Origin of the sequence: Microtetraspora malaysiensis, from assembly GCF_001528665.1 — a bacterium.
In the GTDB taxonomy this organism is placed as follows: Bacteria; Actinomycetota; Actinomycetes; order Streptosporangiales; family Streptosporangiaceae; genus Microtetraspora_A; species Microtetraspora_A malaysiensis.
The window spans coordinates 1-25,382 of the sequence record NZ_BBYJ01000008.1; the positions used below are offsets into that span (position 1 = coordinate 1).

General features: G+C 70.4%; 22 protein-coding genes. 21 read left to right on the forward strand and 1 reads right to left on the reverse strand.

All coding sequences use genetic code 11. The annotated features are described in order from the left end of the window. Positions 1-850: 850 nt before the first annotated feature. The 20 genes from AWQ71_RS10275 to AWQ71_RS10365 all read left to right on the forward strand — a co-directional run bounded on the left by AWQ71_RS10275 (position 851) and on the right by AWQ71_RS10365 (position 23,522). Entirely contained in the window at positions 851-2,134 is a 1,284-nt protein-coding gene (locus tag AWQ71_RS10275) for a bifunctional folylpolyglutamate synthase/dihydrofolate synthase (protein WP_067131495.1), read from the forward strand. Next, positions 2,131-2,529 (forward strand): DUF4233 domain-containing protein, encoded by a 399-nt coding sequence (locus tag AWQ71_RS10280; RefSeq protein WP_245658207.1) that lies wholly within the window; start codon positions 2,131-2,133, stop codon positions 2,527-2,529. The genes AWQ71_RS10275 and AWQ71_RS10280 overlap by 4 nt, the downstream gene beginning before the upstream one ends. Positions 2,530-2,540: 11 nt before the next feature. Next, the gene (locus AWQ71_RS10285) at positions 2,541-4,061 is read left to right on the forward strand and encodes a hypothetical protein (protein ID WP_157570276.1); all 1,521 of its coding nucleotides are present in this window, start codon (positions 2,541-2,543) and stop codon (positions 4,059-4,061) included. Between the two features lie 117 nt (positions 4,062-4,178). Next, the gene (ndk, locus tag AWQ71_RS10290) at positions 4,179-4,589 is read left to right on the forward strand and encodes a nucleoside-diphosphate kinase (protein WP_067130493.1); all 411 of its coding nucleotides are present in this window, start codon (positions 4,179-4,181) and stop codon (positions 4,587-4,589) included. 197 nt (positions 4,590-4,786) lie between these two features. After that, positions 4,787-5,818, forward strand: a complete 1,032-nt coding sequence (locus tag AWQ71_RS10295; RefSeq protein ID WP_067130496.1) for a rod shape-determining protein — start codon at positions 4,787-4,789, stop codon at positions 5,816-5,818. A 9-nt stretch (positions 5,819-5,827) separates the two neighbouring features. After that, positions 5,828-6,907 carry a rod shape-determining protein MreC gene (gene mreC, locus AWQ71_RS10300; RefSeq protein WP_067130499.1) on the forward strand — a complete coding sequence of 360 codons (1,080 nt, stop codon included), beginning with the start codon at positions 5,828-5,830 and terminating at the stop codon, positions 6,905-6,907. 5 nt (positions 6,908-6,912) lie between these two features. Continuing rightward, positions 6,913-7,416 carry a rod shape-determining protein MreD gene (mreD, locus tag AWQ71_RS10305; RefSeq protein WP_084258757.1) on the forward strand — a complete coding sequence of 168 codons (504 nt, stop codon included), beginning with the start codon at positions 6,913-6,915 and terminating at the stop codon, positions 7,414-7,416. 13 nt (positions 7,417-7,429) lie between these two features. Continuing rightward, the gene (gene mrdA / locus AWQ71_RS10310; RefSeq protein ID WP_067130505.1) at positions 7,430-9,490 is read left to right on the forward strand and encodes a penicillin-binding protein 2; all 2,061 of its coding nucleotides are present in this window, start codon (positions 7,430-7,432) and stop codon (positions 9,488-9,490) included. Beyond that, the gene (gene rodA / locus AWQ71_RS10315) at positions 9,487-10,659 is read left to right on the forward strand and encodes a rod shape-determining protein RodA (RefSeq protein ID WP_067130508.1); all 1,173 of its coding nucleotides are present in this window, start codon (positions 9,487-9,489) and stop codon (positions 10,657-10,659) included. Before mrdA ends, rodA begins: the two co-directional genes overlap by 4 nt. A gap of 62 nt (positions 10,660-10,721) precedes the next feature. Then, positions 10,722-12,644, forward strand: coding sequence for a TIGR03960 family B12-binding radical SAM protein (locus AWQ71_RS10320; RefSeq protein ID WP_067130511.1), 1,923 nt, complete (start codon positions 10,722-10,724; stop codon positions 12,642-12,644). 120 nt (positions 12,645-12,764) lie between these two features. Then, a complete protein-coding gene (locus AWQ71_RS10325) occupies positions 12,765-13,481 on the forward strand; it encodes a TIGR03936 family radical SAM-associated protein (protein WP_387412793.1) in 717 nt (238 codons plus the stop codon). A 166-nt stretch (positions 13,482-13,647) separates the two neighbouring features. Continuing rightward, complete coding sequence (locus AWQ71_RS10330; protein WP_245658208.1) at positions 13,648-16,401, forward strand: Rne/Rng family ribonuclease; 2,754 nt, start codon at positions 13,648-13,650, stop codon at positions 16,399-16,401. A gap of 188 nt (positions 16,402-16,589) precedes the next feature. Continuing rightward, complete coding sequence (rplU, locus tag AWQ71_RS10335; protein ID WP_061257313.1) at positions 16,590-16,904, forward strand: 50S ribosomal protein L21; 315 nt, start codon at positions 16,590-16,592, stop codon at positions 16,902-16,904. Positions 16,905-16,942: 38 nt separating this feature from the next. After that, positions 16,943-17,200 carry a 50S ribosomal protein L27 gene (gene rpmA / locus AWQ71_RS10340; protein WP_067130520.1) on the forward strand — a complete coding sequence of 86 codons (258 nt, stop codon included), beginning with the start codon at positions 16,943-16,945 and terminating at the stop codon, positions 17,198-17,200. Positions 17,201-17,311: 111 nt separating this feature from the next. After that, positions 17,312-18,664, forward strand: a complete 1,353-nt coding sequence (obgE, locus tag AWQ71_RS10345) for a GTPase ObgE (RefSeq protein WP_067130523.1) — start codon at positions 17,312-17,314, stop codon at positions 18,662-18,664. A gap of 14 nt (positions 18,665-18,678) precedes the next feature. Then, on the forward strand, positions 18,679-19,797 hold the full coding sequence (gene proB, locus AWQ71_RS10350; protein WP_067130526.1) for a glutamate 5-kinase: 1,119 nt from the start codon (positions 18,679-18,681) through the stop codon (positions 19,795-19,797). 20 nt (positions 19,798-19,817) lie between these two features. Continuing rightward, positions 19,818-21,074, forward strand: a complete 1,257-nt coding sequence (locus tag AWQ71_RS10355; RefSeq protein WP_067130529.1) for a glutamate-5-semialdehyde dehydrogenase — start codon at positions 19,818-19,820, stop codon at positions 21,072-21,074. 224 nt (positions 21,075-21,298) lie between these two features. Continuing rightward, complete coding sequence (locus tag AWQ71_RS42595; protein WP_169806540.1) at positions 21,299-21,466, forward strand: hypothetical protein; 168 nt, start codon at positions 21,299-21,301, stop codon at positions 21,464-21,466. Further along, on the forward strand, positions 21,466-21,906 hold the full coding sequence (locus AWQ71_RS10360; RefSeq protein WP_067130532.1) for a DoxX family protein: 441 nt from the start codon (positions 21,466-21,468) through the stop codon (positions 21,904-21,906). The genes AWQ71_RS42595 and AWQ71_RS10360 overlap by 1 nt, the downstream gene beginning before the upstream one ends. 59 nt (positions 21,907-21,965) lie before the next feature. Further along, complete coding sequence (locus AWQ71_RS10365) at positions 21,966-23,522, forward strand: serine/threonine-protein kinase (RefSeq protein WP_067130536.1); 1,557 nt, start codon at positions 21,966-21,968, stop codon at positions 23,520-23,522. Between the two features lie 46 nt (positions 23,523-23,568). On the opposite strand, the gene AWQ71_RS10370 is transcribed toward AWQ71_RS10365, so the two are convergent. Further along, entirely contained in the window at positions 23,569-24,588 is a 1,020-nt protein-coding gene (locus tag AWQ71_RS10370) for a M48 family metallopeptidase (protein ID WP_084258758.1), read from the reverse strand. Between the two features lie 88 nt (positions 24,589-24,676). Between AWQ71_RS10370 and nadD the strand changes: the two genes are divergently transcribed. Then, the gene (nadD, locus tag AWQ71_RS10375; protein WP_084258759.1) at positions 24,677-25,288 is read left to right on the forward strand and encodes a nicotinate-nucleotide adenylyltransferase; all 612 of its coding nucleotides are present in this window, start codon (positions 24,677-24,679) and stop codon (positions 25,286-25,288) included. Positions 25,289-25,382: the final 94 nt, after the last annotated feature.

Consider the following 25,382-nt stretch of genomic DNA (forward strand, 5'->3'; position numbering starts at 1 on the left):
CTGCTGTGGTGGCGGGGGGTGTTGAGGGTGTGGTTGCCGGCGCCGGTCCGGAGAGCCTGGTGCGCGGGTGCGGGTGCGGGTGCGGGTGCAGGTGGGGGTGAGGGGTGCCGCGGCTGGTGGCGGGGCAGTGGCGTAGGCGGTAGTGGCGTAGATGGGGGCGCGGTGCCTCTGCTGTTGGTCGTGTTGTTGTGGGGCGGGACGCGGGGATGGCTGCTCGGTCGGTTGTGGCGGGTTTTGGCACGGGATATGGCGGGAGAGGTTGGCGCGGAGGCGGGGGTTGCGGAGGCCGGCGTAGGACCGTGCCATGTACCACCGTGCCCGCGATGGCCGCGGGAGCGGCATCCCTGGGGCGTAACTATCACGGTCGGCCGGAGCAGCCCCCGCCGCAGCGCCTACGGACCCCAGCCCTGCGCAACGCCGAGAAGGCTCAGCCCTGCGCAACGCCGAGAAGGCTCAGCTCTGCGCAGCGCCTACGGCCCCAGGCGTGGCAGCAGCGTTTACAGGCTTTCGCCCTGCGTAGCGCCGAAGAGGCTCAGCGCTCAGCCACGGCAGTTCCTATGGCCCCAGGCGGCAGCAGCGTCTACAGGGTTCAGCCCTGCGGGGCGTCTACGGGCCTGAGCCCGGTGCACCGCCTTCGAATCCCAGCATCCCGCCTATGAAAGTGAGCCAGCGCAGCGCCTGGGAGGTCTCAGCCCCTGCGGACTCCGCGATCTTCAGCCACCGCAGGCGTTGCCAAGGCCGGAAGCAAACAGACGCATTCGGCTGGGGTGGCGGGACGGTGGCGATCCGGGGCCGGGAAGGCTGACAGTAAGGTTGATGCGTGGAGTATCGAGAGGTCGAAGAGGCCATCATGCGTAGGGGAGTCGAGTGGGAATTCGAGCCGACGCTCGACCGGATCACCGCTTTGGTGGAGCTGCTCGGTGACCCTCACAAGGCGTACCCGATCGTGCATGTCGCCGGGACCAACGGCAAGACGAGCACCGCGCGGATGATTGAGGCGCTGCTGCGGGAGCGCAACCTTCGGGTCGGCCGGTTCACCAGCCCTCACCTGACCTCCATGCGTGAGCGCATCAGTGTCGACGGCGTGCCCCTCTCGGAGGAGAGGTTCACGGAGGTTTACGAGGACATCGCGCCGTACCTTGAGATCATCGACGCGAAGGTCGGGAAGCTCAGCTTCTTCGAGGTCCTCACGGCCATGGGGTTCGCTGCCTTCGCGGACACGCCGGTCGACGTCGCGGTGATCGAGACCGGCATGGGCGGCACCTGGGACGCGACCAATGTGGCCGACGGCACGGTGTCGGTGATCACGCCGATCTCGCTCGACCACACCGACTATCTCGGTCCGGACATTCCGACGATCGCCGGTGAGAAGGCCGGGATCATCAAGGCCAAGGCGATGACCGTACTCTCACAGCAGCCGCTCCCGGCGGCGGAGGTGCTGATGCGCCGCGCTGTGGAGATGGGCGCGACGGTCGCACGGGAGGGGCTGGAGTTCGGCGTCCTGCATCGTGAGATCGCCATGGGCGGCCAGCTTCTGCAGTTGAAGGGCCTGAAGGGCGTGTACGAGGAGGTCTTCCTCCCCCTGTACGGCGCACACCAGGCGAGCAACGCGGCGAGCGCGCTGGCCGCGGTGGAGGCGCTGACCGCGGGTGACGATCCTCTCGGCGACGAGCTCGTACGGCAGGCGTTCGCCCAGGTGACCAGCCCGGGCCGGCTGGAGGTGGTGCGGCGCGGGCCGACGGTGGTCCTCGACGCCGCGCACAACCCGGGGGGCATGGAGGCGTCCGTCGATGCGATCTCGGAGTCGTTCGGCTTCACCCGGCTCATCGCCGTGGTGGCGGTGATGGCGGACAAGGATGTCGACACGCTCCTGGAGCTCCTTGAGCCCATCGTCGAGGAGGTCGTGGTGACGAGGAACACCTCACCCCGGTCGATGTCGTCGGAGGATCTCGCGGCGAGGGCGGAGAGCGTCTTCGGGGCGGATCGGGTCCATGAGGTGGCGCGGCTGGACGACGCCATCGATATGGCGGTCGGACTGGCCGACCAGGGCGACGAGTTCGGCTCGGGTGTGCTGATCACCGGGTCCGTCGTGACGGCCGGCGACGCCCGCGTTCTCCTCAAGGCGGATCGATGACCCAGAGCGAGGCGATGACCCAAGGCGGAGCGATGAGCGGCGGAAGCGGCGAGGGCAGGTTCGAGGTGACCCCGGGGATGCGCCGGCTGGGTGCAAGCGTGCTCGGGATGGAGGCGATCGTCGTCGCGCTGTTCATCCCGGTCGCGATCGCGGTGGCGCACGTCGACACCGCGGTGGCCGTGAGCGTGGGCATCGGCCTGGCGGTGTTGTGCGTGATGGCCGCGGGCATGTTGAAGCGGCCCGCCGGCTACATCGCGGGCAGTGTCGTGCAGCTTCTGGCGATCGCCACCGGGTTCCTGGTCACGACGATGTTCGTCCTGGGCGCGATCTTCGCGGCCCTGTGGATAACCGCGATATTCGTCGCTCGCCGTGTCGAAGGCGCGACGAAGCGCTAAAGTCGGCCACCATGGCCGTCCCCCCGATTCCACAGGCCCGGGCCGCGGTGCCGGTTCGTGCTGTACGCGTTCCCCTGATGCTCGACGTCGTGGTCGGGCTCCTCGTCGCGGTCGCGCTGCCGCTGGCGATCGTCGCCATCCCGAACACCATCTCCGTAGTGGCCGCGCTGCTGCCGCCGGGCGCCTCGCAGATCGCCATGACGCGGGCGCACGGCTTGGCGCTGCCGGTCATGTTGTTGACCGTGCCGCTCGCGTCGGTCGCGGTAAGGCGGTTCCGTTCCGCGCCCATCCTGGTCGTGGGGCTCACATTGCTCGCCGCGGCGGACGCCGCGGGCGGTTACGCGGGGTCTGCCGTCACGGTCGGCGTGCTGCGCGTCCTGCACGGCATCGGCGCGGGACTGCTGTTGCCCGCGACCCTCGTGGCCGTGTGGGAGCGCCCGCGGCGCAGGTTCCTGCTGCCTCTGTGGGCGGGGACGCTCGCCGCGAGCCTGGCAGGGGCGCAGGCGCTTGCGTTGTGGCCGTTGGCCAAGGCGACCGCCTGGCAGGTCACCCTCCAGCCCTATCCGTTGCTCACCGGTGTCGCTCTGGCGCTCGCCGCGGTGTACCTGGTGCTCTGGATCGTGGCCAGAGACGGCGCCGACCGGGCGGAGAGCGCCACCGAGGGGCCGTCGGCGTCGGAGCGGAGCCGGCTGGGACTGGCCGCCGTCCCCGCGGCGGGCATCGCCGTACTGGCCGTCGGGACGACGTTCGACTGGCCGCCGGTCCTCGTCATCGCCGCGGCGGCGGTCGCGGTGGTGGCGATGCTGGGGCTGGGCGCGGTCGCCGCGTTCGAGGGGCCCGGCGGAAGGACGCTCGCCTTCACCAGTGTCGCCGTCGGCCTGGTGGTCCTGCCGACCGCGGCGCAGACGACGTACGTGGAGATGGGCGGGGTCCGTGGAGGGCCGGGGCTCTCCGGGCTGTGGCTGCCCTTCATGCTGGCCGCCGTCGTCGCGCTGGCCACCGCATGTCTTGTGGGTGCCCTGAAGGAGGAGCGGGCCGGGAGGTTCGTCGGGGCCGGTCTGGTCGCGGTGGTGGCCGGTCTGTGCGCGATCAGGCTGATCGCGCCGACGCCGGACGGCCTGCTGCTCGTGGTGCCGTTCGCGCTGCTCGCCGGGGGCTCCGCCGTTGCGCTGGTCGCCGCGCTGCGGCCGGTGCGGCTCGGTACGGCGCTGCTCGGCCTGTCCCTGTGCTTCCCTGCTGTGCTCGCGGGTTTCCTACTCGGGACGGGTGTCCAGCTCGCCCGTCTGCAGGACGTGGCGCGGTCCGGTGATCCGACAAAGCCGGAGCTGATCGCGCAGGCGTTCGTCGACGCGCTGTGGACGTGGGCCCTGGTGGGCGGGTTCGCGGTCGTGGGCATCATCGTGATCGCGTCCTGGCTGGGGCGGCGGGAGCCCGCTCCCTCGCGCCGGGAGTCGGTCGTGCTGGTCCCGTCGCCCACCCCTTCTCCGGAGGAGAAGACCGGGGATAACGGGGAAACCTTCTCAGACCGGTAAGCTGCGGGATGCACGGAGCACCCGAGCGAGCGCGGCCATGAGCACGCTCTGCTACGGAGAGCCCCCTTTCCCGGCCGTCATCGAGAACGGCTGAAGATCACAACAGAGGAGATTCTCGTGTCGGAGCGCACGCTGGTCCTGATCAAGCCGGACGGTGTCCGTCGTGGCCTTATCGGCGACGTCGTCGGCCGCATCGAGCGCAAGGGCCTCAAGATCGTGGCGATGGACCTGCGCACGCTTGACGCCGAGACCGCCAAGACGCACTACGCCGAGCACGCCGAGCGCCCGTTCTTCGGGGAGCTTGTGGAGTTCATCACGTCCGCGCCGCTTGTCGCGCTCGTGGCGGAAGGTCCGCGGGCCGTCGAGGCGTTCCGCGGGCTGGCCGGTCTGACCGACCCGGTGAAGTCGGCCCCCGGAACGATCCGCGGCGACCACGCCCTGGAGATTGGCGAGAACATCGTCCACGGGTCCGACTCGCCCGAGTCCGCCGCCCGCGAGATCAAGATCTTCTTCCCTGACCGCTTCTGAGCGCTCAGACCACAGGAGAGGCCCCGGCTCAAACCGGGGCCTCTCGTGTTTTCCCTGGTAGTGAAGCTTTTGGTGGCCCTGGGACAGAAGATTTTCCAGGTAGCTGACGGTCTCGATATGCCGGACGTTGGGTACAACAAGTTACGATTCGAGTGCGATGCGTTATCCCGCAAACCACCTGAAAGGCCTTCTTCAGCATGGGGAGCAAGCTGGCATTCTTGGGCCGTGACATGGCGGTTGACCTCGGCACGGCGAACACTCTCATCTACGTCCGAGGGCGCGGCATCGTTCTGAACGAGCCGTCCGTCGTAGCACTCAACAACTCCACCGGAAAGATCGTCGCGGTGGGCATCGAGGCGAAACGGATGATCGGGCGAACACCCGGAAACATCATCGCCGTACGCCCCCTGCGTGACGGGGTGATCGCCGACTTCGACATCACCGAACGCATGCTGAGGTACTTCATCCAGCGCGTCCACAGGCGCCAGCGATTCGCGAAGCCGCGGATCATCGTCGCGGTACCCAGCGGTATCACCGGCGTCGAGCAGCGGGCCGTCAAGGAAGCGGGGTACCAGGCGGGAGCCCGCCGGGTCTACATCGTCGAGGAGCCCATGGCGGCGGCGATCGGGGCCGGGCTTCCGGTTCACGAGCCGACCGGCAACATGGTGGTGGACATCGGCGGCGGCACCACCGAGGTCGCGATCATCTCGATGGGCGGCATCGTCACCTGCCAGTCGATCAGGGTCGGCGGCGACGAGCTCGACCAGGCGGTCGTGAGCTTCGCCAAGAAGGAGTATTCCCTGATGCTCGGCGATCGGACCGCCGAGGAAGTGAAGATCGCCATCGGCTCGGCGTACGACGACCACGAGGACGTCCACGCGGAGATCCGCGGCCGGGATCTCGTCTCAGGGCTCCCCAAGACCGTCGTGATCTCAGCTCAGGAGATCCGCCGGGCGACCGCCGAGCAGGTCAACGCGATCGTCGACGCGGTGAAGACCACCCTCGACCAGTGCCCGCCGGAGCTGTCGGGCGATCTCATGGACCGCGGGATCGCGCTCACCGGTGGCGGTGCCCTGCTCAAGGGTATGGAGGAGCGGCTGCGGGACGAGACCGGCATGCCGGTGCACCTCGTGGACAACGCCCTCGACTCAGTGGCGCTCGGATCCGGCAGATGCGTGGAGGACTTCGAAGCCCTCCAGCAGGTGTTGGTGCCGGAGCCCCGCCACTAAGGGGGCGTGATGAGAAACTCCCGCCGCACCCGCCTGATCCTCGGAATCCTCCTCGCTGCGGCTCTGGTGTTGATCACCGTCGGGCATCGCGGCGGCGAATCGTCGGTCGCGGGGCCACTGGGGCAGATCGCGTCCTCGGTGTTCGGCACGGCGGAGCAGGCCAGCACGAAGGTGACGGCGCCGGTCTCGAGGTTCTTCTCGATGCTGACCGGCGCCCCCGGCGCCCAGGAGCGTATAGACGGGCTGAGAAAGGAGAACGCCCGGCTGAGGAGCAGGCTGGCCGCCACCGAGTTGGACAAGGACAGGTCCAAGGAGCTCGACCGGATGCTCGGCCTGTCCGGCCTCGGCCGCTACCGGGTCGTCCCGGCGCAGGTGATCGCGCGCCGTCACACCGCCGGCCTGGAGGACAACGTGGAGATCGACGTCGGCTCTCGGGACGGTGTGCGCCGGGACATGACCGTCCTGAACGGCGACGGTCTGGTGGGGCGGGTGGTCCGGACGGGGCCGAGCACCTCGACCGTCATCCTCCTCACCGACCCCGGCTCCGCGGCGGGAGCCCGCCTGGAAGGCGGCAACGAGCTCGGCGTCGTCAACGGCCTCGGCGGCAGCGGCAAGTACGGCGACCTGATCCGGCTGCGGTTGCTCGACTCCACCACGCCGTTGAAGAAGGGCCGGCGGATCGTCTCCTTCGGCTCCCAGAACGGCACGCCGTACGTGCCGGGTGTGCCGATCGGAGAGATCGAGCGGGTCGTGGTGACGCCGGGTGAACTCACCCGGACCGCCTACGCGCGGCCGTACGCGAATTTCACCGCGCTCGACGTCGTGGGCGTGGTGGTTCGGGCGCCCGATCGCGACCCGCGCGACTCGGTCCTGCCTGATCAGCCGGCCAAGAGCCAGCCAGGCAAGAAGGACAAGAAGGACCAGGCCAAGAATCACAAGGACAAGTCCAAGGACCGCGAGAAGCGGCAGCGGGACGCCAGGGACGCGTCCGGCGCCGTCCAGGAGCCGGACCAGGCCGCCCAGCGTGACCTCGGCGGCCCGGCTCCGCGCCGAGCTGACACGCCGGGGCAGGCCGAGGAGAGGGACTGATCGGCATGGCGCGTAACCTGCTCGCCGCGTTTCTCGTCTTCGTCGCCCTGGTCGTGCAGGTGACGATCCTGAACCGGTTGCCCGTCATGGTGGTCCCCGACCTGGTTCTGCTGGTCGTGATCGCCCTGGCCGCGATCAGGGGCCCGATCGACGGAGCCGTCATCGGGTTCCTCGCCGGTCTCGCCGCCGACATCCTGCCGCCCGCGGGGGACGTGCTCGGCCAGTACACCCTGGTCATGTGCGTCGTCGGCTTCGTGGCGGGGAAGCTGGGCGAGCACGTGCCGCTGGTCGCCACCATGCTGTGCGCGGTGCTCGCCCCGGCCTTCACGGTCGCGGTGGGGGGCCTGGTCACGGACGACGGTGCCGGCTGGACCTACATGCGAACCGTTTGGCCATGGGTGGCGCTGTGCAACCTGGTCGCCGCCCCGGCCGTGTTGTGGGCGGTGCGGCGGCTGCACCGCGAGCGGGGGCGGCAGCCCGTACTTGTGCCGAGCTGGAGGCGGATATGAGCGAGGGGACCGCATGACCAGGATGCACACGCGGTTGATCGTCCTTCAGATCGTGGTCGTTTCCCTGATCGTGATCCTCGTCGTACGGCTCTGGCAGGTCCAGGTGGTGCGCGGGAGGGAGTTCGTGGCGGTCGCGACCGAGACGCGTACCCGTGAGGTAGTGGTGCCGGCGTTGCGCGGGCAGATCCTCGACGCCACGGGCCGGCCGCTGGTGCGCAACAGCACCAGCCTGGTGGTCTCCGTGGATCGGACCACGTTGGAACGGCTGCCCGACGGCGGCAAAGCCGTGCTGGCCCGGCTGAGCAAGGTGCTCGGCATGTCGCCGGAGAAGCTCAAGCAGCAGATCCGCGCCTGTGGGCCGGGGGTGTCGCGGCCGTGCTGGCCGGGCTCGCCGTACCAGCCGATCCCGGTGGCGACCCGGGTTCCGCAGCGGCAGGCGCTGCAGATCGTGGAACGGCAGGAGGACTTCCCCGGGGTCACGGCGGAGATCCAGGCGGTCCGCGACTACCCCACGGGGAAGGACGCGGCCCAGGTTCTCGGGTACCTCCAGCCGGTCACGCAGAGCGAACTGGAGAAGCGCGAAGGGCTCAAGGCCAGTTTCTCCGGCGTCGACCTGGTGGGCCGCGACGGCCTGGAGGCCGTGTACGACCCCGACCTCCGGGGCCAGGCGGGCCTGCGGCGTGTCCAGGTGGACCGGATGGGCAAGCAGATCGCCGTCGAACAGCCGCGCTCGCCGGTCACCGGAGACACGCTGGTCACCAGTATCGACGCGCGGGTCCAGACCATTGTGGAGAAGGCGCTGTCCGAGGCCGTGAAGAGTGTGGGGTCCGACGGAGGCGCGGCCGTGGTGCTCGACGTCAAGACCGGCCGAGTCATCGCGATGGCCAGCATGCCGACGTACAACCCCGCGGTGTGGTCCGGGGGCATCTCCGAACACGACTATCAGCACCTGCTGTCGAAGAAGTCCGGCAAGCCGCTGGTGTCGCGGGCGACCAACGGCACCTTCGCTCCGGGATCGACCTTCAAGATCTCCTCGGTTTCGGCGATGGTCGCGGACGGCTCGCCGCTGCACGGAACGTATGAGTGCCCGAGCGCGTACAACGTCGCCGGCCGCGCGTTCGGCAACGCGGGGGGTATGAGCCTGGGCTCCATCTCGCTGCACACCGCGCTGGTGAAGTCGTGCGACACGGTCTTCTACCGGGCCGGGTACGAGCAGTGGCAGCGCGACGGCGGCAACAAGCCGAAGGGCAAGGTCAAGGAGCCGATGGCGAACATGGCCCGCGCCTACGGGTTCGGCCGGCGGACGGGCATCGACCTGCCGGGCGAGTCCCCGGGCCTCATCCCCGACCGCTCCTGGAAGCTGAACCTGTGGAAGGCCACCAAGGAAGAGAACTGCAGGCGGGCGAAGACCGGCTTCCCGGAGATCAAGGATGAGGGACGGGCGGCGTTCGCCAAGCGGCTCGCCAACGAGAACTGCCTCGAGGGCGACATCTTCCACGCGTACGAAGCGGCCAACTTCTCCATCGGCCAGGGCGACGTGCTCGTCACCCCGCTCCAGCTCGCCAGGGCGTACGCCGCGCTTGTGGGAGACGGCAAGGTCCGCAGCCCGCGGATCGGCTGGGCGCTGTTCCGCCCCGACGGCACGCTGGACAAGGAGATCAAGGTCCCGGTCGTCGGCAAGCTGCCGATCAACAAGGAGACCCGCGACTACATCCGCAAGGCGCTGAGTGAGGTCACGTCGGACGGCACCGCGGCCGGCGCGTTCACCGGCTTCCCGATGAACGAGGTGCGGATCGGCGGCAAGACCGGTACCGCCGAGGTGTGGGGCAAGCGGGACACCTCCTGGTTCGCCTCGTTCGCTCCCGCCGAGAACCCGCAGTTCGTGACCGTGGTCATGGTGTCTCAGGGCGGTTTCGGCGCGGAGACCGCCGCCCCGGCGGCGAGGAAGATCTGGGAGGGCATCTACGGCTTGGGCAAGGACGACCAGGGCAAGGCCCGGAAGGCTGCGCTGCCCTCCGGGCATCCCGCGGAGCGCCTGCCGGTCATCAGGCGGGACGGGACGGTCGCCCGATGATCCAGCAGGCGGCCCTCCGGAGGCGATCGTTCGCGAGCCGTGCGGTGGGGCAGGGGTCGCCGGTCCGGCGGATGGACGGCCTCATGATGCTCGCGATCGCGGCGCTGGCCGTCATCGGGACGCTCCTGGTCTGGTCGTCCACCCGGAATTGGATGTCCGTCCAGCCGACCGGGATGGCCAAGAAGCACGTGCTCAACATCCTCATCGGCCTGGCGTTGTTCCTCGTGGTCGCCATGACGGACTACCGCCGCCTGCAGACCGCCGCCCCCTGGATATTCATCGCGGCGCTCATCGGGTTGCTGCTGGTCATCTCGCCGATGGGAGCGACGATCAACGGGCACCACTCGTGGATCACGCTGGGTGGCGGCTTCGCCGTACAGCCGGCCGAGCTGGCCAAGCCGGCGCTCGTGTTGATCCTGGCGCGGTGCCTCGTCAAGCCGGCCGAGAAGACGGGGCGGCCGAGGCTGGCCAGTATGGCCCTCTGCCTCGGCGCCACGGGGATCACCGCGGCGCTGGTGATGCTGGAGCCGGACCTCGGCACCACCATGGTCCTCCTGGTCATCACCGGGGGAGTCCTGGTGCTGGCAGGGGTGCGCAAGCGCTGGATCATGGCGTTTCTCCTCCTCGGGGGCGCGATGGCGGCCGCGGTGTGGTCCCTGGGGTTGCTGAAGCCGTACCAGGTGGCGCGATTCACCGCTTTGATCAACCCGGCGAGCGATCCGCGAGGGGTCGGCTACAACAGCACGCAGGCGCTCGTCGCCATCGGCTCGGGCGAGATCTTCGGGAAGGGTCTGTTCCACGGAGGGCAGACCACCGGCCGGTTCGTGCCGGAGCAGCACACAGACTTCATCTTCACCGTCGCGGGAGAGGAGCTCGGCTTCCTCGGCTCGGTCACCGTGGTCCTCCTGCTCGGCGTCGTGCTGCTGCGCGCCGTACGCATCGCGCGTCAGTGCGATGACAGGTTCGGGGCGCTGGTGGCGGGGGGCATCGTCTGCTGGTTCGCCTTCCAGAGCTTCGTCAACGTCGGGATGACCATCGGGATCATGCCGATCACCGGCATCCCCCTCCCCTTCGTGTCCTACGGAGGCACGGCCATGTTCGCGAACATGATGGCCGTGGGCATGCTGCAGGCCATCCGGATCCGCGGCTACGGCAGGCGCGCGGCGTAGCCGCGGCCAGGGCTGTGGGCAACGGACCTGGAGCGCTTTTCGAAGCGGATACGCTTGGGCTTATGTCTGTCGAGTCACTGTTTCCTCGCCTGGAGCCGCTGCTGCCCAAGGTGCAGAAGCCGATCCAGTACGTCGGGGGTGAGCTCAACTCGACGGTCAAGGACTGGGACGAGGCGAGCGTCCGATGGGCTCTCATGTACCCGGACGCCTACGAGATCGGCCTGCCCAACCAGGGCGTGCAGATCCTTTACGAGATCCTCAACGAGCTGCCGGACACGATGGCCGAGCGGACGTACGCGGTCTGGCCCGACCTTGAGGCGCTCATGCGGTCCGAAGGCGTGCCCCAGTTCACCGTCGACGCACACCGCCCGGTTCGCGCTTTCGACGTCTTCGGGGTGTCCTTCTCCACGGAGCTCGGCTACACCAACCTGCTGACCGCGCTCGACCTGGCGGGCATCCCGCTCGACGCGGTCGACCGGACGGACGAGGATCCGATCGTGCTGGCCGGAGGCCACGCCGCGTTCAACCCCGAGCCCATCGCCGACTTCCTCGACGCCGCCGTCCTCGGCGACGGAGAGCAGATCGCGATCGCGATCTCCGAAGTCGTCCGCGAGTGGAAGGAGGAGGGGTCCCCGGGCGGCCGCGACGAGCTGCTCATGCGCCTCGCCTCCACCGGAGGCGTCTACGTCCCGAAGTTCTATGACGTCGAGTACCACCCGGACGGGCGCATCATGCGCGTCGTGCCGAACCGTCCCGGCGTGCCGTCGCGGATCTTCAAACACACCGTGATGGACCTCGACGAGTGGCCCTATCCGAAGAAGCCGCTCGTCCCGCTGGCCGAGACCGTCCACGAGCGGTTCAGCGTGGAGATCTTCCGCGGTTGCACCCGCGGTTGCCGCTTCTGCCAGGCGGGGATGATCACCCGCCCGGTGCGTGAGCGTTCGATCACCACGATCGGCGACATGGTGGAGAACGGCATCCGCGAGTCCGGCTTCAACGAGGTCGGGCTGCTGTCGCTGTCCAGCGCCGACCACTCCGAGATCGGCGACGTGGCCAAGGGCCTGGCCGACCGGTACGAGGGAACCAACACCTCGCTGTCGCTGCCGTCCACTCGTGTGGACGCGTTCAACATCGACCTGGCGAACGAGTTCTCCCGTAACGGCCGGCGCTCCGGGCTGACCTTCGCTCCGGAGGGCGGCTCCGAGCGGATGCGCAAGGTGATCAACAAGATGGTCACCGAGGAGGACCTGATCCGCACCGTCACCACGGCCTACAGCCAGGGGTGGCGGCAGGTGAAGCTGTACTTCATGTGCGGCCTTCCCACCGAGGAGGACGTGGACGTCCTGGGCATCGCCGACCTGGCCAAGAAGGTCATCCAGGCGGGCCGGGGGGCCACCGGCTCCAAGGACGTGCGCTGCACCGTGTCGATCGGCGGCTTCGTGCCGAAGCCGCACACGCCGTTCCAGTGGGCCGCCCAGTGCGACCACGAGACGGTCGACCGCCGCCTGCGTGAGCTGCGCGACTCGTTGCGCGGTGACAAGGAGTACGGCCGGGCCATCGGCTACCGCTATCACGACGGCAAGCCGTCCATCGTCGAGGGGCTGCTCTCGCGCGGCGATCGCCGCGTGGGCCGGGTCATCCGGGCGGTCTGGGAGGACGGCGGCCGGTTCGACGGCTGGACCGAGCACTTCTCCTATGAGCGCTGGATGCGCGCGGCCGAGAAGGCGCTGGCCGACGGGCCCGTGGACGTCGACTGGTACACCATCCGCGAGCGCGAGGAGCACGAGGTGCTCCCGTGGGACCACCTGGACGCGGGCCTGGACCGGGAGTGGCTCTGGCAGGACTGGCAGGACGCCAAGAGCGACGTCGAGGTCGAGGACTGCCGCTGGACGCCCTGCTATGACTGCGGCGTCTGCCCCACTATGGGAACCGAGATCCAGGTCGGCCCGACCGGCAAGAAGCTGCTGCCCCTCACCGTGATCTGACAGGGGACTTCCGAGCGAGGCTTATCCTGAAAGACGACGGACCGACACCGGAAGGACGACTTAACACTGAAACCCGTTCCTGATGGCCCCCCGCCCGCGCCCACGGTGCAGCGCCTTCGCGTGCGCTACGCCAAGCGTGGACGGCTGCGCTTCACCAGCCACCGTGACATCTCGCGTGCCGTCGAAAGGGCGGTGCGGCGAGCCGACATCCCGGTGGCCTACAGCGCGGGGTTCAGCCCCCATCCGAAGATCTCTTATGCCGGCGCGGCCCCGACCGGTACGGCGAGCGAGGCCGAGTACCTCGAGATCGGCGTGACCAGGCCGTGCGACCCGCACCGCCTGCGTGCCGACCTGGACGCCTCGTTGCCGCCCGGCCTGGACGTGCTCGATGTGGTCGAGGCACGCGACAGTGGCCTGGCCGACCGGCTGGAGGGCTCGACGTGGGAGCTGCGGCTGCCCGGGGTGGATCCCGAGGTAGCGGCCAAGGCGGTTGAGGAGTTCGTCGCCGCCGACCGCGTGGAGGTCGAACGCCTGACCAAGAAGGGTCTGCGGCGGTTCGACGCCCGCGAGGCGGTGCTGTCTCTGACCGTTCAGGACGGGCCGGGGAGAGCGGCAGGCCAGGAGCCTGATCGGCCGTGTGTCATACTTCGCATGGTCGTTCGGCACGCGACACCTGCGGTTCGACCCGACGACGTACTCACGGGACTGCGTCTTGTGGCGGGCCTCGCGCCGCTGTCACCCCCCGAGGTGACCAGGCTGGCGCAGGGGCCGCTCGACGCGACGACCGGTGAGCCCGCCGACCCGTTCGATTTCGATCGGGTGGGCGGAGACCGATAAGACTTGCCGCCGAGGCACCGAAAGGGAGCCCGGCGGACCGCGAGAGACGAGAGCTCCCGCGCGGCGCGGAGACGTGCCCGGGAGCTGACGGGAGAGCGCCCGCATGCTCGACAACGAGCCCAATGCCGGGGCTGTGAGCCTTGGCAGCGATACGACGACGAATGACATGACGACAGGGGGGACGCGGAGCGGAGCCGGTGGCACCGCTCCCGTGCGCCGTCGTTCGGCGAGCCGGCCCGCCGGCCCGCCGCCCGAGCCGGAGGACTCGCAACCTTCGGTGATCACCGTACCCGCCGCGGCGGCCGGGCCGGCACAGCCGGAGGCGGCTCCGACGGAGCCGGAGGCCGCGCCGGCCGCCGAGGAGACGAAGCCCAAGCGGACGACCCGCCGCAAGGCCGCCGCCGCCGCTGCGGAGGGGGCGGAGGAGGCCGCGCCGGCCAAGCCCGCGCGGCGCACCCGCACCCGAAAGGTCGCCGCCGAGCCGGTGGCCGACACGGGCGCGGAGCCCGCGGCCGAGGCGCCCACTGAGACGCCCGCCGAGGCCGACGCCGGAACGGCCGGCGCCGAGGAGGCCCAGGCCCCCACGCGGCGACGCCGTACGCGTAAGGCGGCGACAGAACAATCCAGCGCGATGACCGCGGCCGAGGCCGAGGTGGCCACCGCGATGTCGCTGGCGCAGCCGGCCGAGGAGCCGCTGGACAAGGCCCCCGCCGAGGACGTCGCCGGCGTCGAGGCGGCGGAGGAGCCCGAGACCGAGGAAACCGGGGAAGAGGACCAGGCCGCGGAGGACGCCGCGGCCGAGGCGCCCGGCCGCAACGTGGTGGCCGACCCGTTCGGGCTGCACGCCCAGCGCGTCGCCGAGCCCCAGTCGCTGACGTTCCAGGCCCCGGCCGCCGTGTTCCAGCCGCTGTTCCAGGCGCCGGATCCCTTCGCCGTTCCGGTGATCCCCGCCCCGCCGGCCGTACCCGCCGAAGAAGAGGAAGAGGAGCGGGCCGAGGGCGCGGAGACCGACGAGAGCGCCGACCACGGCGAGGACGACGGCGATGCCGGCGGCCGCCGCAGGAGGCGGCGCCGTGGAGGCCGCGGTCGCGGCGCCAAGCTCCGCGACGGCGAAGAGGCCGAGGAGGGCGAGGGCACGGCCGCCGAGACGGCGGAGGAGCCCGAGGCCGAGGAGCAGCAGGAGGCCGCCGAGGAAGATGACGCGACCGCGGGGTCGCGTCGCCGGCGCCGTCGTCGTCGGCGCGGCGCCGAGGAGGCCGAGATCACGGTCGACGACCCGCCGAACACCGTCGTCCGCATCAGGGCGCCCCGCGCGACCCGGGCCACGTCCGTGGACGAGGTCCAGGGCGTACGCGGTTCGACCCGGCTGGAGGCCAAGAAGCAGCGCCGCCGCGAGGGGCGTGAGCTGGGCCGTCGCCGTCCGCCGATCATCACCGAGTCGGAGTTCCTGGCCCGGCGCGAGTCGGTCGAGCGCGTCATGGTCGTGCGCCGCCAGTCCGGACGGACCCAGATCGCGGTCCTGGAGGACGGCATCCTCGTCGAGCACTACGTCGACCGGGAGGCGAGCCAGTCCTACGTCGGCAACGTCTACCTCGGCAAGGTGCAGAACGTCCTGCCCTCGATGGAGGCGGCGTTCGTCGACATCGGCAAGGGCCGCAACGCCGTGCTGTACGCCGGTGAGGTCAACTTCGACACCGCCGGGCTGGAAGGCCAGCCCAAGCGCATCGAAGCGGCGCTGAAGTCCGGGCAGTCGGTGCTGGTGCAGGTCACCAAGGACCCGATCGGGCACAAGGGTGCCCGGCTGACCTCGCAGATCAGCCTGCCCGGCCGCTACCTCGTGTACGTGCCGGACGGCTCGATGACGGGCATCTCGCGCAAGCTTCCCGACAAGGAGCGGACGCGGCTCAAGCAGATCCTGCGCAAGGTCATGCCCGAGAACGCGGGCGTGATCGTGCGTACCGCGGCGGAGGGGGCCTCGGAGGAGGAGCTCAGCCGCGACGTGGCCCGGCTGTCGGCGCAGTGGGAGAACATCCAGCGCAAGGCCAAGTCGGCCAGCCCGCCGGAGCTGCTCTCCGCCGAGCCCGACCTGACCGTCCGCGTGGTCCGGGACGTGTTCAACGAGGACTTCGCCTCGCTGGTCGTCGAGGGCGACGACGTGTGGGAGACCGTGGACGAGTACGTCCAGTACGTCGCCCCGCACCTGGCCGACCGCCTGAAGAAGTGGGAGGAGACGGGAGACGTCTTCGCCAGCTACCGGGTGGACGAGCAGATCGCCAAGGCGATGGAGCGCAAGGTGTGGCTCCCCTCCGGCGGCTCGTTGGTGATCGACCGGACCGAGGCGATGACCGTCGTCGACGTCAACACCGGGAAGTTCACCGGCCAGGGCGGCAACCTGGAGGAGACCGTCACCCGCAACAACCTGGAGGCGGCCGAGGAGATCGTCCGCCAGCTCAGGCTGCGGGACGTCGGTGGCATCATCGTCATCGACTTCATCGACATGGTGCTGGAGAGCAACCGCGACCTGGTGTTGCGGCGCCTGCTAGAGTGCCTGGCCCGGGACCGGACCAAGCACCAGGTGGCCGAAGTCACGTCGCTCGGTTTGGTCCAGATGACCCGCAAGCGGGTCGGACAGGGCCTGCTGGAGGCGTTCTCGACCCCCTGCGAGTGCTGCCACGGCCGCGGCCTCATCATCTCGTCCGAGCCGGTCGAGGCGAAGCCGGAGCCGCGGGGCACGCAGGGCAAGATGGCCATCGAGAAGGCCGTCGCAGGGAAGCTCTCGGGCAATGAGGGGACGACGGCGGTCGCCGCGTCCGTCAACGGGAGGGACAGCGTCACCGACGCGCTCCACACCGACGACGACGCGATGGCCGGTCAGGCTCGGGGGCCACGTCGTCGTTCCCGCAGGAAGACGGCAGAATAGGACTCCGTCTTTCCCGGTGTTCCGCCCGGTTCGACCTGGGTACCGGTAATCCGGTACCCTAGTCAACCGGTGCGCTCGGAGGCGCGCCTGGCTTCGCGCGCCTACCCCGGTTCGCCGGTCGTGTTATCGACAGCAGCCTGGATGCGGGGCGCAGCATCTAAGCATTTAGCCAGAAGAAGGGTTCCGCGGTGTACGCGATCGTTCGTTGCGGCGGCAGGCAGCAGAAGGTCTCCGTCGGGGACGTCCTCGAGGTGGACAAGGTCGCCGGTGAGGTCGGCTCCTCGGTGTCGCTGCCGGCGGTGCTCGTCGTCAACGACGGCGATGTCACCACCGACGCTGCCACGCTTGGCCGGTTCCAGGTGACCGCCGAAATCCTCGGCGAGACCAAGGGCCCGAAGATTCGGATCCTGAAGTACAAGAACAAGTCCGGCTACAAGAAGCGCCAGGGTCACCGTCAGCGGTACACCCAGGTCAAGGTCACCGGCATCAACCCCGGACAGTAAGGATTTCCCGGGGGATGTCCCCCGAAAGGGAGTGAATTATGGCACACAAGAAGGGCGCCTCGTCCACCCGGAACGGCCGCGACTCCAACGCTCAGCGTCTGGGAGTGAAGCGCTTCGGTGGGCAGCTCGTCAACGCCGGCGAGATCATCGTTCGCCAGCGCGGCACGCACTTCCACCCCGGTGACAACGTCGGCCGTGGTGGCGATGACACGCTGTTCGCCCTCGCGGCGGGCCACGTGCTGTTCGGCACCAAGCGTGGCCGGCGCGCGGTGAGCATCGTCCCGATCGCGGAGTGAATCCGCTCGGCAAACGGTTGTAGATGAGGCGGATCGAGTTCTCGGTCCGCCTCATCTCATTTCTGAGGGGCGCCGCCCGTGTACGCGTCGGCCCTCCCATAAGGGGAAGCAATGGCTGATTTCGTCGACAACGTCATCCTCTATATCAAGGCGGGTGATGGCGGTAACGGCTGCGCTTCCATCCACCGGGAGAAGTTCAAGCCGCTCGGCGGCCCGGACGGCGGGAACGGCGGCCGCGGCGGGGACGTGATCCTGGAGGTGGATCCCAACACGGCGACCCTGCTGGAGTACCACCACCGGCCGCACCGCCGGGCGGGCAACGGCAAGCAGGGCATGGGGTCCAACCGCGACGGCGCGACCGGCGAGTCGCTCGTGCTGCGGGTGCCGAACGGCACCGTGGTGAAGGACGCCGCGACCGGCGAGGTGCTGGTCGACCTCGTCGGCTCCGGCACCCGCTACGTCGCCGCGCAGGGCGGTTTCGGCGGGCTCGGCAACGCCGCGCTGGCCAACGCCCGACGCAAGGCCCCCGGGTTCGCACTGCTCGGCGAGCCCGGCGACGCGGCCGAGATCATGATGGAGCTCAAGACCGTCGCCGACGTGGCGCTGGTCGGCTTCCCGAACGCCGGCAAGTCCTCGCTCGTCGCGGCGCTTTCCGCGGCCCGGCCCAAGATCGCCGACTATCCGTTCACCACGCTGATCCCCAACCTGGGCGTGGTGACGGCAGGGGAGACCATCTTCACCGTCGCCGACGTGCCCGGCCTGATCCCCGGCGCCTCCGAGGGCAAGGGGCTCGGCCACGAGTTCCTGCGCCACGTCGAGCGGTGCTCGACCATCGTGCACGTCCTCGACTGCGCGACCCTCGACCCCGGCCGCGACCCGCTCAGTGACTTCGACGTGATCGAGTCCGAGCTGGAGGCGTACGGGACGCTCCAGGACCGGCCGCGGATGGTCGTGCTCAACAAGGTGGACGTCCCCGACGGGCGCGACCTCGCCGACATAGTCCGGCCCATGCTGGAGGAGCGCGGCCTGCGCGTCTTCGAGATCTCCGCCGCCTCCCACGAGGGCCTGACCCCCCTGGCGTACGCGATGGGGGAGATGGTGGCGCGGGCCCGGGCGGAGGCCCCGGTCGAGGAGCCCACGCGCCTGGTCATCCGGCCGCGCCAGCTCGGCGAGACCGGGTTCAGCGTGCGGCGGGTGGACGAGAACACCTTCCAGGTCACCGGCGAGAAGCCCGAGCGCTGGATCCGCCAGACCGACTTCACCAACGACGAGGCCGTCGGCTACCTCGCCGACCGCCTGGAGCGTCTCGGCGTCGAGGAGGCGCTCATCGAGGCGGGCGCCCAGGTCGGCGCCGAGGTGGTCATCGGCCCGATGGAGGGCGGATACGTCTTCGACTGGCAGCCGTCGCAGAGCGTGCAGACCAGGGTGTCCGGCCCGCGCGGCACGGACAGCCGGCTCGCCTGAGAGGGGGATCGGCGATGAGCAGGGACCAGGTCGGCGCCGCGGCGCGGCTGGTGGTCAAGGTCGGGTCGTCGTCGCTGACGACCCCGCAGGGCACGATCGACGTGGACCGGGTGGACGCGCTGGTCGACGTGCTGGCCGCGCGCCGCCTGTCCGGCACCCAGATCGTGCTGGTCTCCTCCGGCGCGATCGCGGCCGGGCTGGGCCCGCTCGGGCTCAGAAGCCGCCCCAAGGATCTGGCCACCCAGCAGGCGGCGGCCTCGGTCGGGCAGGGCGTCCTCGTGGCGCGATACACCTCGTCGTTCGCGCGGTACGGCCTGCGCGTCGGGCAGGTGCTGCTGACCGCGGACGACATGATGCGCCGGTCGCACTATCGCAACGCCCGGCGCACCCTGGCCCGGCTGCTCGAACTCGGCATCGTGCCCGTGGTCAACGAGAACGACACCGTCGCGACCGACGAGATCCGGTTCGGCGACAACGACCGGCTCGCGGCGCTGGTCGCTCATGTCACGTACGCCGACGCCATGATCCTGCTCTCGGACGTTGACGCCCTCTACGACGGCGATCCGCGCAAGGACGGCTCCCGGCGGATCACCGAGGTGCGCGGCCCCGAGGACCTGGAGGGGGTCGAGCTGGGCACGTCCGGCCGGGTCGGCACCGGCGGCATGGTGACCAAGGTGCAGGCCGCCCGCATCGCCACCGGGGCCGGGGTGCCGGTGGTCCTCACCGCGGCCGCGCACGCCGCGCACGCGCTCGCCGGAGACGACGTCGGCACGTACTTCCACCCGGTGGGCCGGCACCCCGGCACGCGGCTGCTGTGGCTGGCCCACGCCGCCACCGGCCAGGGGCGGCTCCACCTCGACGGCGGCGCGGTCGAGGCGGTCGTCGGGCGGCGCAAGTCCCTGCTGCCCGCCGGGGTCGTCAAGGTCGAGGGCGATTTCTCCGCGGGCGACCCCGTGGACCTGTGCGGCCCGGCCGGCACGGTCGTGGCGCGCGGGCTGGTCAACTACGACGCGAGCGAGATCCCCGAGCTGCTCGGCCGCTCCACCCGCGAGCTGGCCAAGGCGCTCGGTCCGGAATATGAACGCGAGCTGATCCATCGGGACCACATCGTCATACTGGGGCACCACCACTAGCGAGTTCTGGAGTGCGGAGCATGTCTGAGGTAGAAGACTTCCTGAAGGTCGCCCGGGCGGCGAAGGAGGCCGCCACCGTGCTGGCGCCGCTGCCGCGCGCCCCGAAGGACCTCGCACTCCGCGCGGTCGCGGATGCCCTGGTGGCCCGCGCCGCCGAGATCGTCGAGGCGAACGCCGCCGACGTGGACCGGGCCCGCGCGGCCGGTGTGTCCGAGGCGATGATCGACCGGCTCCGCCTCGACGTCGGACGCGTTGAGAAGATCGCGGCGGCGGTGCGGGAGGTGGCGGAGCTGCCCGATCCCGTGGGCGAGGTCGTCCGGGGCAGCACGCTGCCGAACGGGCTGGAGCTGCGGCAGCTGCGGGTGCCGCTCGGCGTCATCGGGATCATCTACGAGGGCCGCCCCAACGTGACCGTGGACGCCGCCGCGCTGTGCCTGAAGAGCGGCAACGCCGTGCTGCTTCGCGGCTCGTCCAGCGCGTACTCCTCGAACGCCGTGCTGGTGAAGATTATGCAGGAGGCGCTGGAGGGCACGCGGGTGCCGGCGGCGGCCGTGCAGCTCGTGCCGGGCCAGACGCGGGAGTCGGCCAAGCACCTGATGCGGGCTCGTGGCCTGGTGGACGTGCTGATCCCGCGCGGCGGCGCGTCGCTGATCAACAGCGTCGTCGAGGAGTCCACCGTCCCCGTCATCGAGACCGGCGTCGGCAACTGCCACGTGTACGTGGACGCCGACGCCGACATCGAGACCGCGCTCAGGATCCTCGTCAACGCGAAGGCGCAGCGGCCGTCGGTGTGCAACGCGGCCGAGACCCTGCTCGTCCACGCGGAGATCGCGGAGGCGTTCCTGCCGAGGGCGCTCACCGCGCTCAAGGACGCGGGCGTGACCGTGCACGGTGACGAGCGGGTCCGGGCGTATGGCGCGGACGTGGTCGCGGCGACGGAGGAGGACTTCTCCGCCGAGTACCTCTCGCTGGACATCGCCGCCGCCGTGGTCGACTCCCTCGACGACGCGGTCCGGCACATCAGGACGTACGGCTCGGGCCACACCGACGCGATCATCACCCGGTCGCAGGGGGCGGCGCGCCGGTTCGTCGCGAGCGTGGACTCGGCCGCGGTCGCGGTCAACGCCTCCACCCGCTTCACCGACGGCGGCGAGTTCGGGTTCGGCGCCGAGATCGGCATCTCGACCCAGAAGCTGCACGCCCGCGGCCCGATGGGCCTGCCCGAGCTGACCTCCACCAAGTGGGTCTACACCGGAGACGGTCACATCCGCGGCTGACGCGGCCGTCCACCGGCCGGGCGCCCGGCCCGGCCGTGTGGCCGGTGTTCATTTCTCGGGCGCCTTCGTGCGCTGAGGGCCGCACGCCCGTGGCGGCGGCCTCCCTCAAGGATCGTTCAGCCCGCTTGGGAACGGCTTGTGGTTGCCCGGTCGGGCGACCAACTTTGCGCAAAGCAACGCGCGTGTCACTAGGGGTGAGGAGGTCGTGCGGCTTTGCTGTGCCCATGGAAATCGTGGTCGCCCTTGGAATGGCGGTCGGCGTGGTCGTCGCCGCGGACCGGCTCATGCTGTGGCTGGAAAGCCGGGGGCACGTCAACTGGCGGCGCACCGGGCCCAGAAGGCTGAGCGCCGAGCCCGAGACGGAGCTGGAGCTCCTTCTGAAGGACTCATGATGAGGCGGGCGCTCTATGCCGTCGCCGCGCTGATCGGCAGGGGGGTGCTCGGGGCCGTCTTCATGACGCACGGCTGGGAGAAGTACGGCCACGGCGTCGACGCCGTGGCCACGCAGTTCGCCTCGGCGGGCGTCCCGCTGCCGCACGTCTCGGCGGTCTTCGTCATCATGGCCGAGCTGGGCGGGGGCTGCCTGCTCCTGCTCGGCCTGCTCACGCCCGTCGCGGGGATCGCGGTCGGCATGGTGGCGGCGGGGGCCTTCCTCTACGTCCACGCGCCGAACGGCATCGGGGAGAACGGCGGCCTGGAGCTCGTGCTCGCGCTCGGGGCGCTCGCGCTGCTCGTCGCGGTCGCGGGTCCGGGGCCGGTGAGCCTCGACCACCTGCTCGCCGGGCGGATGAGGGCGCGTCGTCGCGAGGAGATGGTCCAGGCGTCGGTCTGATATCCGCCCGGCGTGCCTTCCCGGATTTGTCCGTCACGGCCGCTATGGTTGGCCCTCCTATGGGTGGACGTCTGGGGCGGGTCGGCCCGTACGCGCTGCTGGAGCGGCTGGGCCGGGGCGGCATGGGCGAGGTCTATCTCGCGGCCAACCGCCGGGGCGAGCAGGTCGCGGTCAAGATGCTCCGCGACCCGCTCGGAGACGATCCGGACGCGCGATTACGTCTTGAGCGCGAGGTACGGGCCCTGCGCAGGGTGGAGAGCCCGTACGTCGCCCGGGTCCTGGACGCTGATCTGTCGTGCGACCGGCCCTATCTGGTGATGGAGCACATCGGGGGCGAGACGCTGCTCGACGCGGTGCGCCGCCGAGGGCCGCTGCCCGAGGCCGAGTCGATCTCGCTGGCCCACGGCCTCGCGACGGCGTTGGCGATCACGCACGCCGCCGGTGTCGTCCATCGCGACCTGAAGCCGGCGAACGTTGTGATGGGCGCGGAGGGGCCGGTACTGATCGACTTCGGCATCGCCCAGGTCCTCGACGCGACCCGGCTGACCATGACCGGGACGTTCCTCGGCACGCCCGGGTACGCCGCGCCCGAGCTGTTCGCCGACGAGACGGTGGGGGAGCCGGCCGACGTGCACGCGTGGGCGGCGACGGTGGCGTTCGCCGCCACCGGCCGGCCCACCTTCGGCAAGGGGACCGTCGAGGCCCAGATGTACGCGATCCTGCACGGCCAGGCGGACCTCGCCGGCGTGCCCCCCGCGCTGCTGCCGTTGATCAGGGCGGCCTTGCACCGCGACCCGGCCAAGCGTCCCACGGCCGCGGTCCTGGCCGACCGGCTGGCCCGGCTGGCCCGTGCCTCCGAACCCGCGCCCGCGGAGGGCGGTCGCGGCGCCGGACGCGTACGGAGGACCGTGCGGCCGGGACGGACCGCCCGCGCCCACCACACCGCCCGTCCCGGCCGTCCCGAGCGGACTCCTCGTCCAGGCCGTGCCGACCACGCTCCCCGTGTCGGCCGGGCGGACCGTACGGCGCGGCCCGAGACCTCGGCGTCGGCCGCCGAGGCGGCGGCGGACGCCAAGGTGGACGCGCCGCCGCGCCTCGGCCTCCCGCGTGGAAGCGGGACCCTTCTGGTGCTGGCGTTGCTCGCGGTGCCGTGTGTGGTGGTGTCGCTCGTCTACCCGCTCACCACGTTCGTGATCACGGGGACGCTCGCGGTGCTCGCCAGGGCGCTGTGGAGCGGCCACTGGCTGGTGCGCCGGCGCGAGTCGGCCAGGATGCGCGCTCTCCTGCGCGTGGTGACCTTTCCCCTGACGCTGGCGGGTTCCCTCGTCTCCGCGGTGGCCTGGCCGGGGTTGCCCGCCGGGGCCGCGGCCTTCGCCACGCTCTGGCTCACGGCCGGAGCACGCCTGGAACCGGAGTGGTGGACCCAGGCGGTGCCGGTGACGGTCGCGGGGGTCGCCTTCGGTGTCGTCACCGGCGCGATCATCGGCCGTGAGGTCGAGCGCGTCGGCGCCCGGGTGCCCGGACTGCGGAGAGAGGGCCTGCGGGCGCTCGCCGTGCTCGGAGGCTTCGTGGCGGTGTGCGCGACGGCCGTGCGAGCGGTGGCGTTCTTCGTCTAGCTTTCCCTGGCGTCGTCCGGCGTGCTCCGGCTCCTTTCGCCGCTGACTAGCTCTCCCTGCGGGCGAACTTGTTGAAGATGCGCTCGCCGGCGTTGACCGCGCCCTCGGCCACGTCCCGCAGGACGCCGATGAAGGGGTCCTGCGACTGGGCCCAGGACTCGCGGTAGGAGTTCGCGGCCGCCTTGACCTCTTCGGTGATCTTGGCGTGGGCGTCGTCGGCGCGACGCGGGTAGTTCCCCGCCAGGATGGCCTCGTATTCGCCGCTGCGGCGCCAGCGGTCGAGCTCGGCGACCCGGGTGACCGCGAACGGGTGGGTCGTGCCGAGAAGGTTGAGGACCTTGAGCAGGCCGTCGCGGACGTCGCCGCCGGTGTCGTACTCGCGGGCCTGGTCGAGGAACGCCTCGATGTTCATCTCGTGCAGGCGCGAGCCGCCGGCGAGCTTCATCAGCGCGCGCAGCGCGGCGTCGGGGTCCTGCCCGGACAGCAGCCCGCCGCGGTCGGCCGACATCTCCGCCTTGCGCTGCCACTCCTCCAGGGCGGCCACGATCACCCGGAGGCCGATGTAGCCGAGCGGGATCCACGCGACCCGGGTGGCGAGGCGGGTGAGGATGGTCAGCATCGTGCCGTAGACCGCGTGGCCGGACAGGATGTGGGAGGTCTCGTGCCCGATGACGAAGCGGAGCTCCTCCTCGTCCATCAGGTCGAGCAGGCCGGTGGAGACCACGATGAACGGCTCGTCGAAGCCGATGGCCATGGCGTACACCTGGGCGTCCTGCTGCACGTAGATCTCGGGGATCCGGTGCAGGTCGAGGATGTACGCGCTGTCGCGGCCCATGTCGTGGAGGCTGCGGAACTGCGTGTCCGTGGTGCGCACCGCGGACGCCAGGAACATCAGGCGCAGGCGGCGCTCGCTGAACAGCCCGGACATGCGCTTGAGCACCGAGTCGAACCCGCTGAGCGAGCGCATCGCGACGAGCGCGGACCGGTCTGCGGGGTGTTCGTACGCGCGGGAGCTGATGCCGGGCAGCTGCACGCGACTGCGATCGGGAGTGGTCATGTCCCGCATGCTATGTCGGTGGGCCTGACCGTGCGCGGGACGGGGTTTTAGAGGGGTACCTCCAGTCTTGCGTGACCTGCAGGCTAGGGTCCGTTTCATGAGAAATGGGGCGGCGACCAGACGGCTGGGCATCATGGGAGGGACGTTCGACCCGATCCATCATGGTCACCTGGTGGCCGCGAGCGAGGTCGCCCACCACTTCAGCCTGGACGAAGTGGTGTTCGTGCCGACCGGGCAGCCGTGGCAGAAGGCCCACAAGACGGTGACGGCCGCGGAGGACCGCTATCTGATGACGGTCATCGCCACGGCGTCGAATCCGCGTTTCTCCGTCAGCCGCGTGGACATCGACCGCCCGGGGCCGACATACACGATCGACACGCTGCGCGAGATCTCCTCCCTCTACGGGCCCGAGGTCGAGCTGTACTTCATCACCGGCGCCGACGCGCTGGCGCAGATCCTGAGCTGGCGTGACGTGGACGAGCTGTTCCGGATCGCCCACTTCGTCGGCTGTGACCGGCCGGGGCACGCGCTCCTGGACCCCGGACTGCCGGAGGGACGGGTCAGCCTGATCGAGATCCCGGCGCTGTCGATCTCCTCGACGGAGTGCCGCGAGCGCGTGGCCGCCGGCGAGCCGATCTGGTACCTCGTCCCGGACGGAATCGTGCAGTACATCAACAAGCGCGGGCTGTACCGCGACCAGGCCCGTTGATCCCGTAGGCCCCTGGCCGGAGGCGGAATCGGCGGGGTGGTGGCGTACGTTGAAACGGCACGAGGCCGCGTCCGGATAGGGTCGGGCGCGGAAA

Coding starts and splice junctions, on each gene's coding strand:
- AWQ71_RS10275 (WP_067131495.1), top strand. CDS start 851: ATGCGTAGGGGAGTCGAGTGGGAATTCGAGCCGACGCTCGACCGGATC.
- AWQ71_RS10280 (WP_245658207.1), top strand. CDS start 2,131: ATGACCCAGAGCGAGGCGATGACCCAAGGCGGAGCGATGAGCGGCGGA.
- AWQ71_RS10285 (WP_157570276.1), top strand. CDS start 2,541: ATGGCCGTCCCCCCGATTCCACAGGCCCGGGCCGCGGTGCCGGTTCGT.
- AWQ71_RS10295 (WP_067130496.1), top strand. CDS start 4,787: ATGGGGAGCAAGCTGGCATTCTTGGGCCGTGACATGGCGGTTGACCTC.
- mreC (WP_067130499.1), top strand. CDS start 5,828: ATGAGAAACTCCCGCCGCACCCGCCTGATCCTCGGAATCCTCCTCGCT.
- mreD (WP_084258757.1), top strand. CDS start 6,913: ATGGCGCGTAACCTGCTCGCCGCGTTTCTCGTCTTCGTCGCCCTGGTC.
- mrdA (WP_067130505.1), top strand. CDS start 7,430: ATGACCAGGATGCACACGCGGTTGATCGTCCTTCAGATCGTGGTCGTT.
- rodA (WP_067130508.1), top strand. CDS start 9,487: ATGATCCAGCAGGCGGCCCTCCGGAGGCGATCGTTCGCGAGCCGTGCG.
- AWQ71_RS10320 (WP_067130511.1), top strand. CDS start 10,722: ATGTCTGTCGAGTCACTGTTTCCTCGCCTGGAGCCGCTGCTGCCCAAG.
- AWQ71_RS10330 (WP_245658208.1), top strand. CDS start 13,648: ATGACGACAGGGGGGACGCGGAGCGGAGCCGGTGGCACCGCTCCCGTG.
- rpmA (WP_067130520.1), top strand. CDS start 16,943: ATGGCACACAAGAAGGGCGCCTCGTCCACCCGGAACGGCCGCGACTCC.
- obgE (WP_067130523.1), top strand. CDS start 17,312: ATGGCTGATTTCGTCGACAACGTCATCCTCTATATCAAGGCGGGTGAT.
- proB (WP_067130526.1), top strand. CDS start 18,679: ATGAGCAGGGACCAGGTCGGCGCCGCGGCGCGGCTGGTGGTCAAGGTC.
- AWQ71_RS10355 (WP_067130529.1), top strand. CDS start 19,818: ATGTCTGAGGTAGAAGACTTCCTGAAGGTCGCCCGGGCGGCGAAGGAG.
- AWQ71_RS42595 (WP_169806540.1), top strand. CDS start 21,299: ATGGAAATCGTGGTCGCCCTTGGAATGGCGGTCGGCGTGGTCGTCGCC.
- AWQ71_RS10360 (WP_067130532.1), top strand. CDS start 21,466: ATGAGGCGGGCGCTCTATGCCGTCGCCGCGCTGATCGGCAGGGGGGTG.
- AWQ71_RS10365 (WP_067130536.1), top strand. CDS start 21,966: ATGGGTGGACGTCTGGGGCGGGTCGGCCCGTACGCGCTGCTGGAGCGG.
- AWQ71_RS10370 (WP_084258758.1), bottom strand. CDS start 24,588: ATGCGGGACATGACCACTCCCGATCGCAGTCGCGTGCAGCTGCCCGGC.
- nadD (WP_084258759.1), top strand. CDS start 24,677: ATGAGAAATGGGGCGGCGACCAGACGGCTGGGCATCATGGGAGGGACG.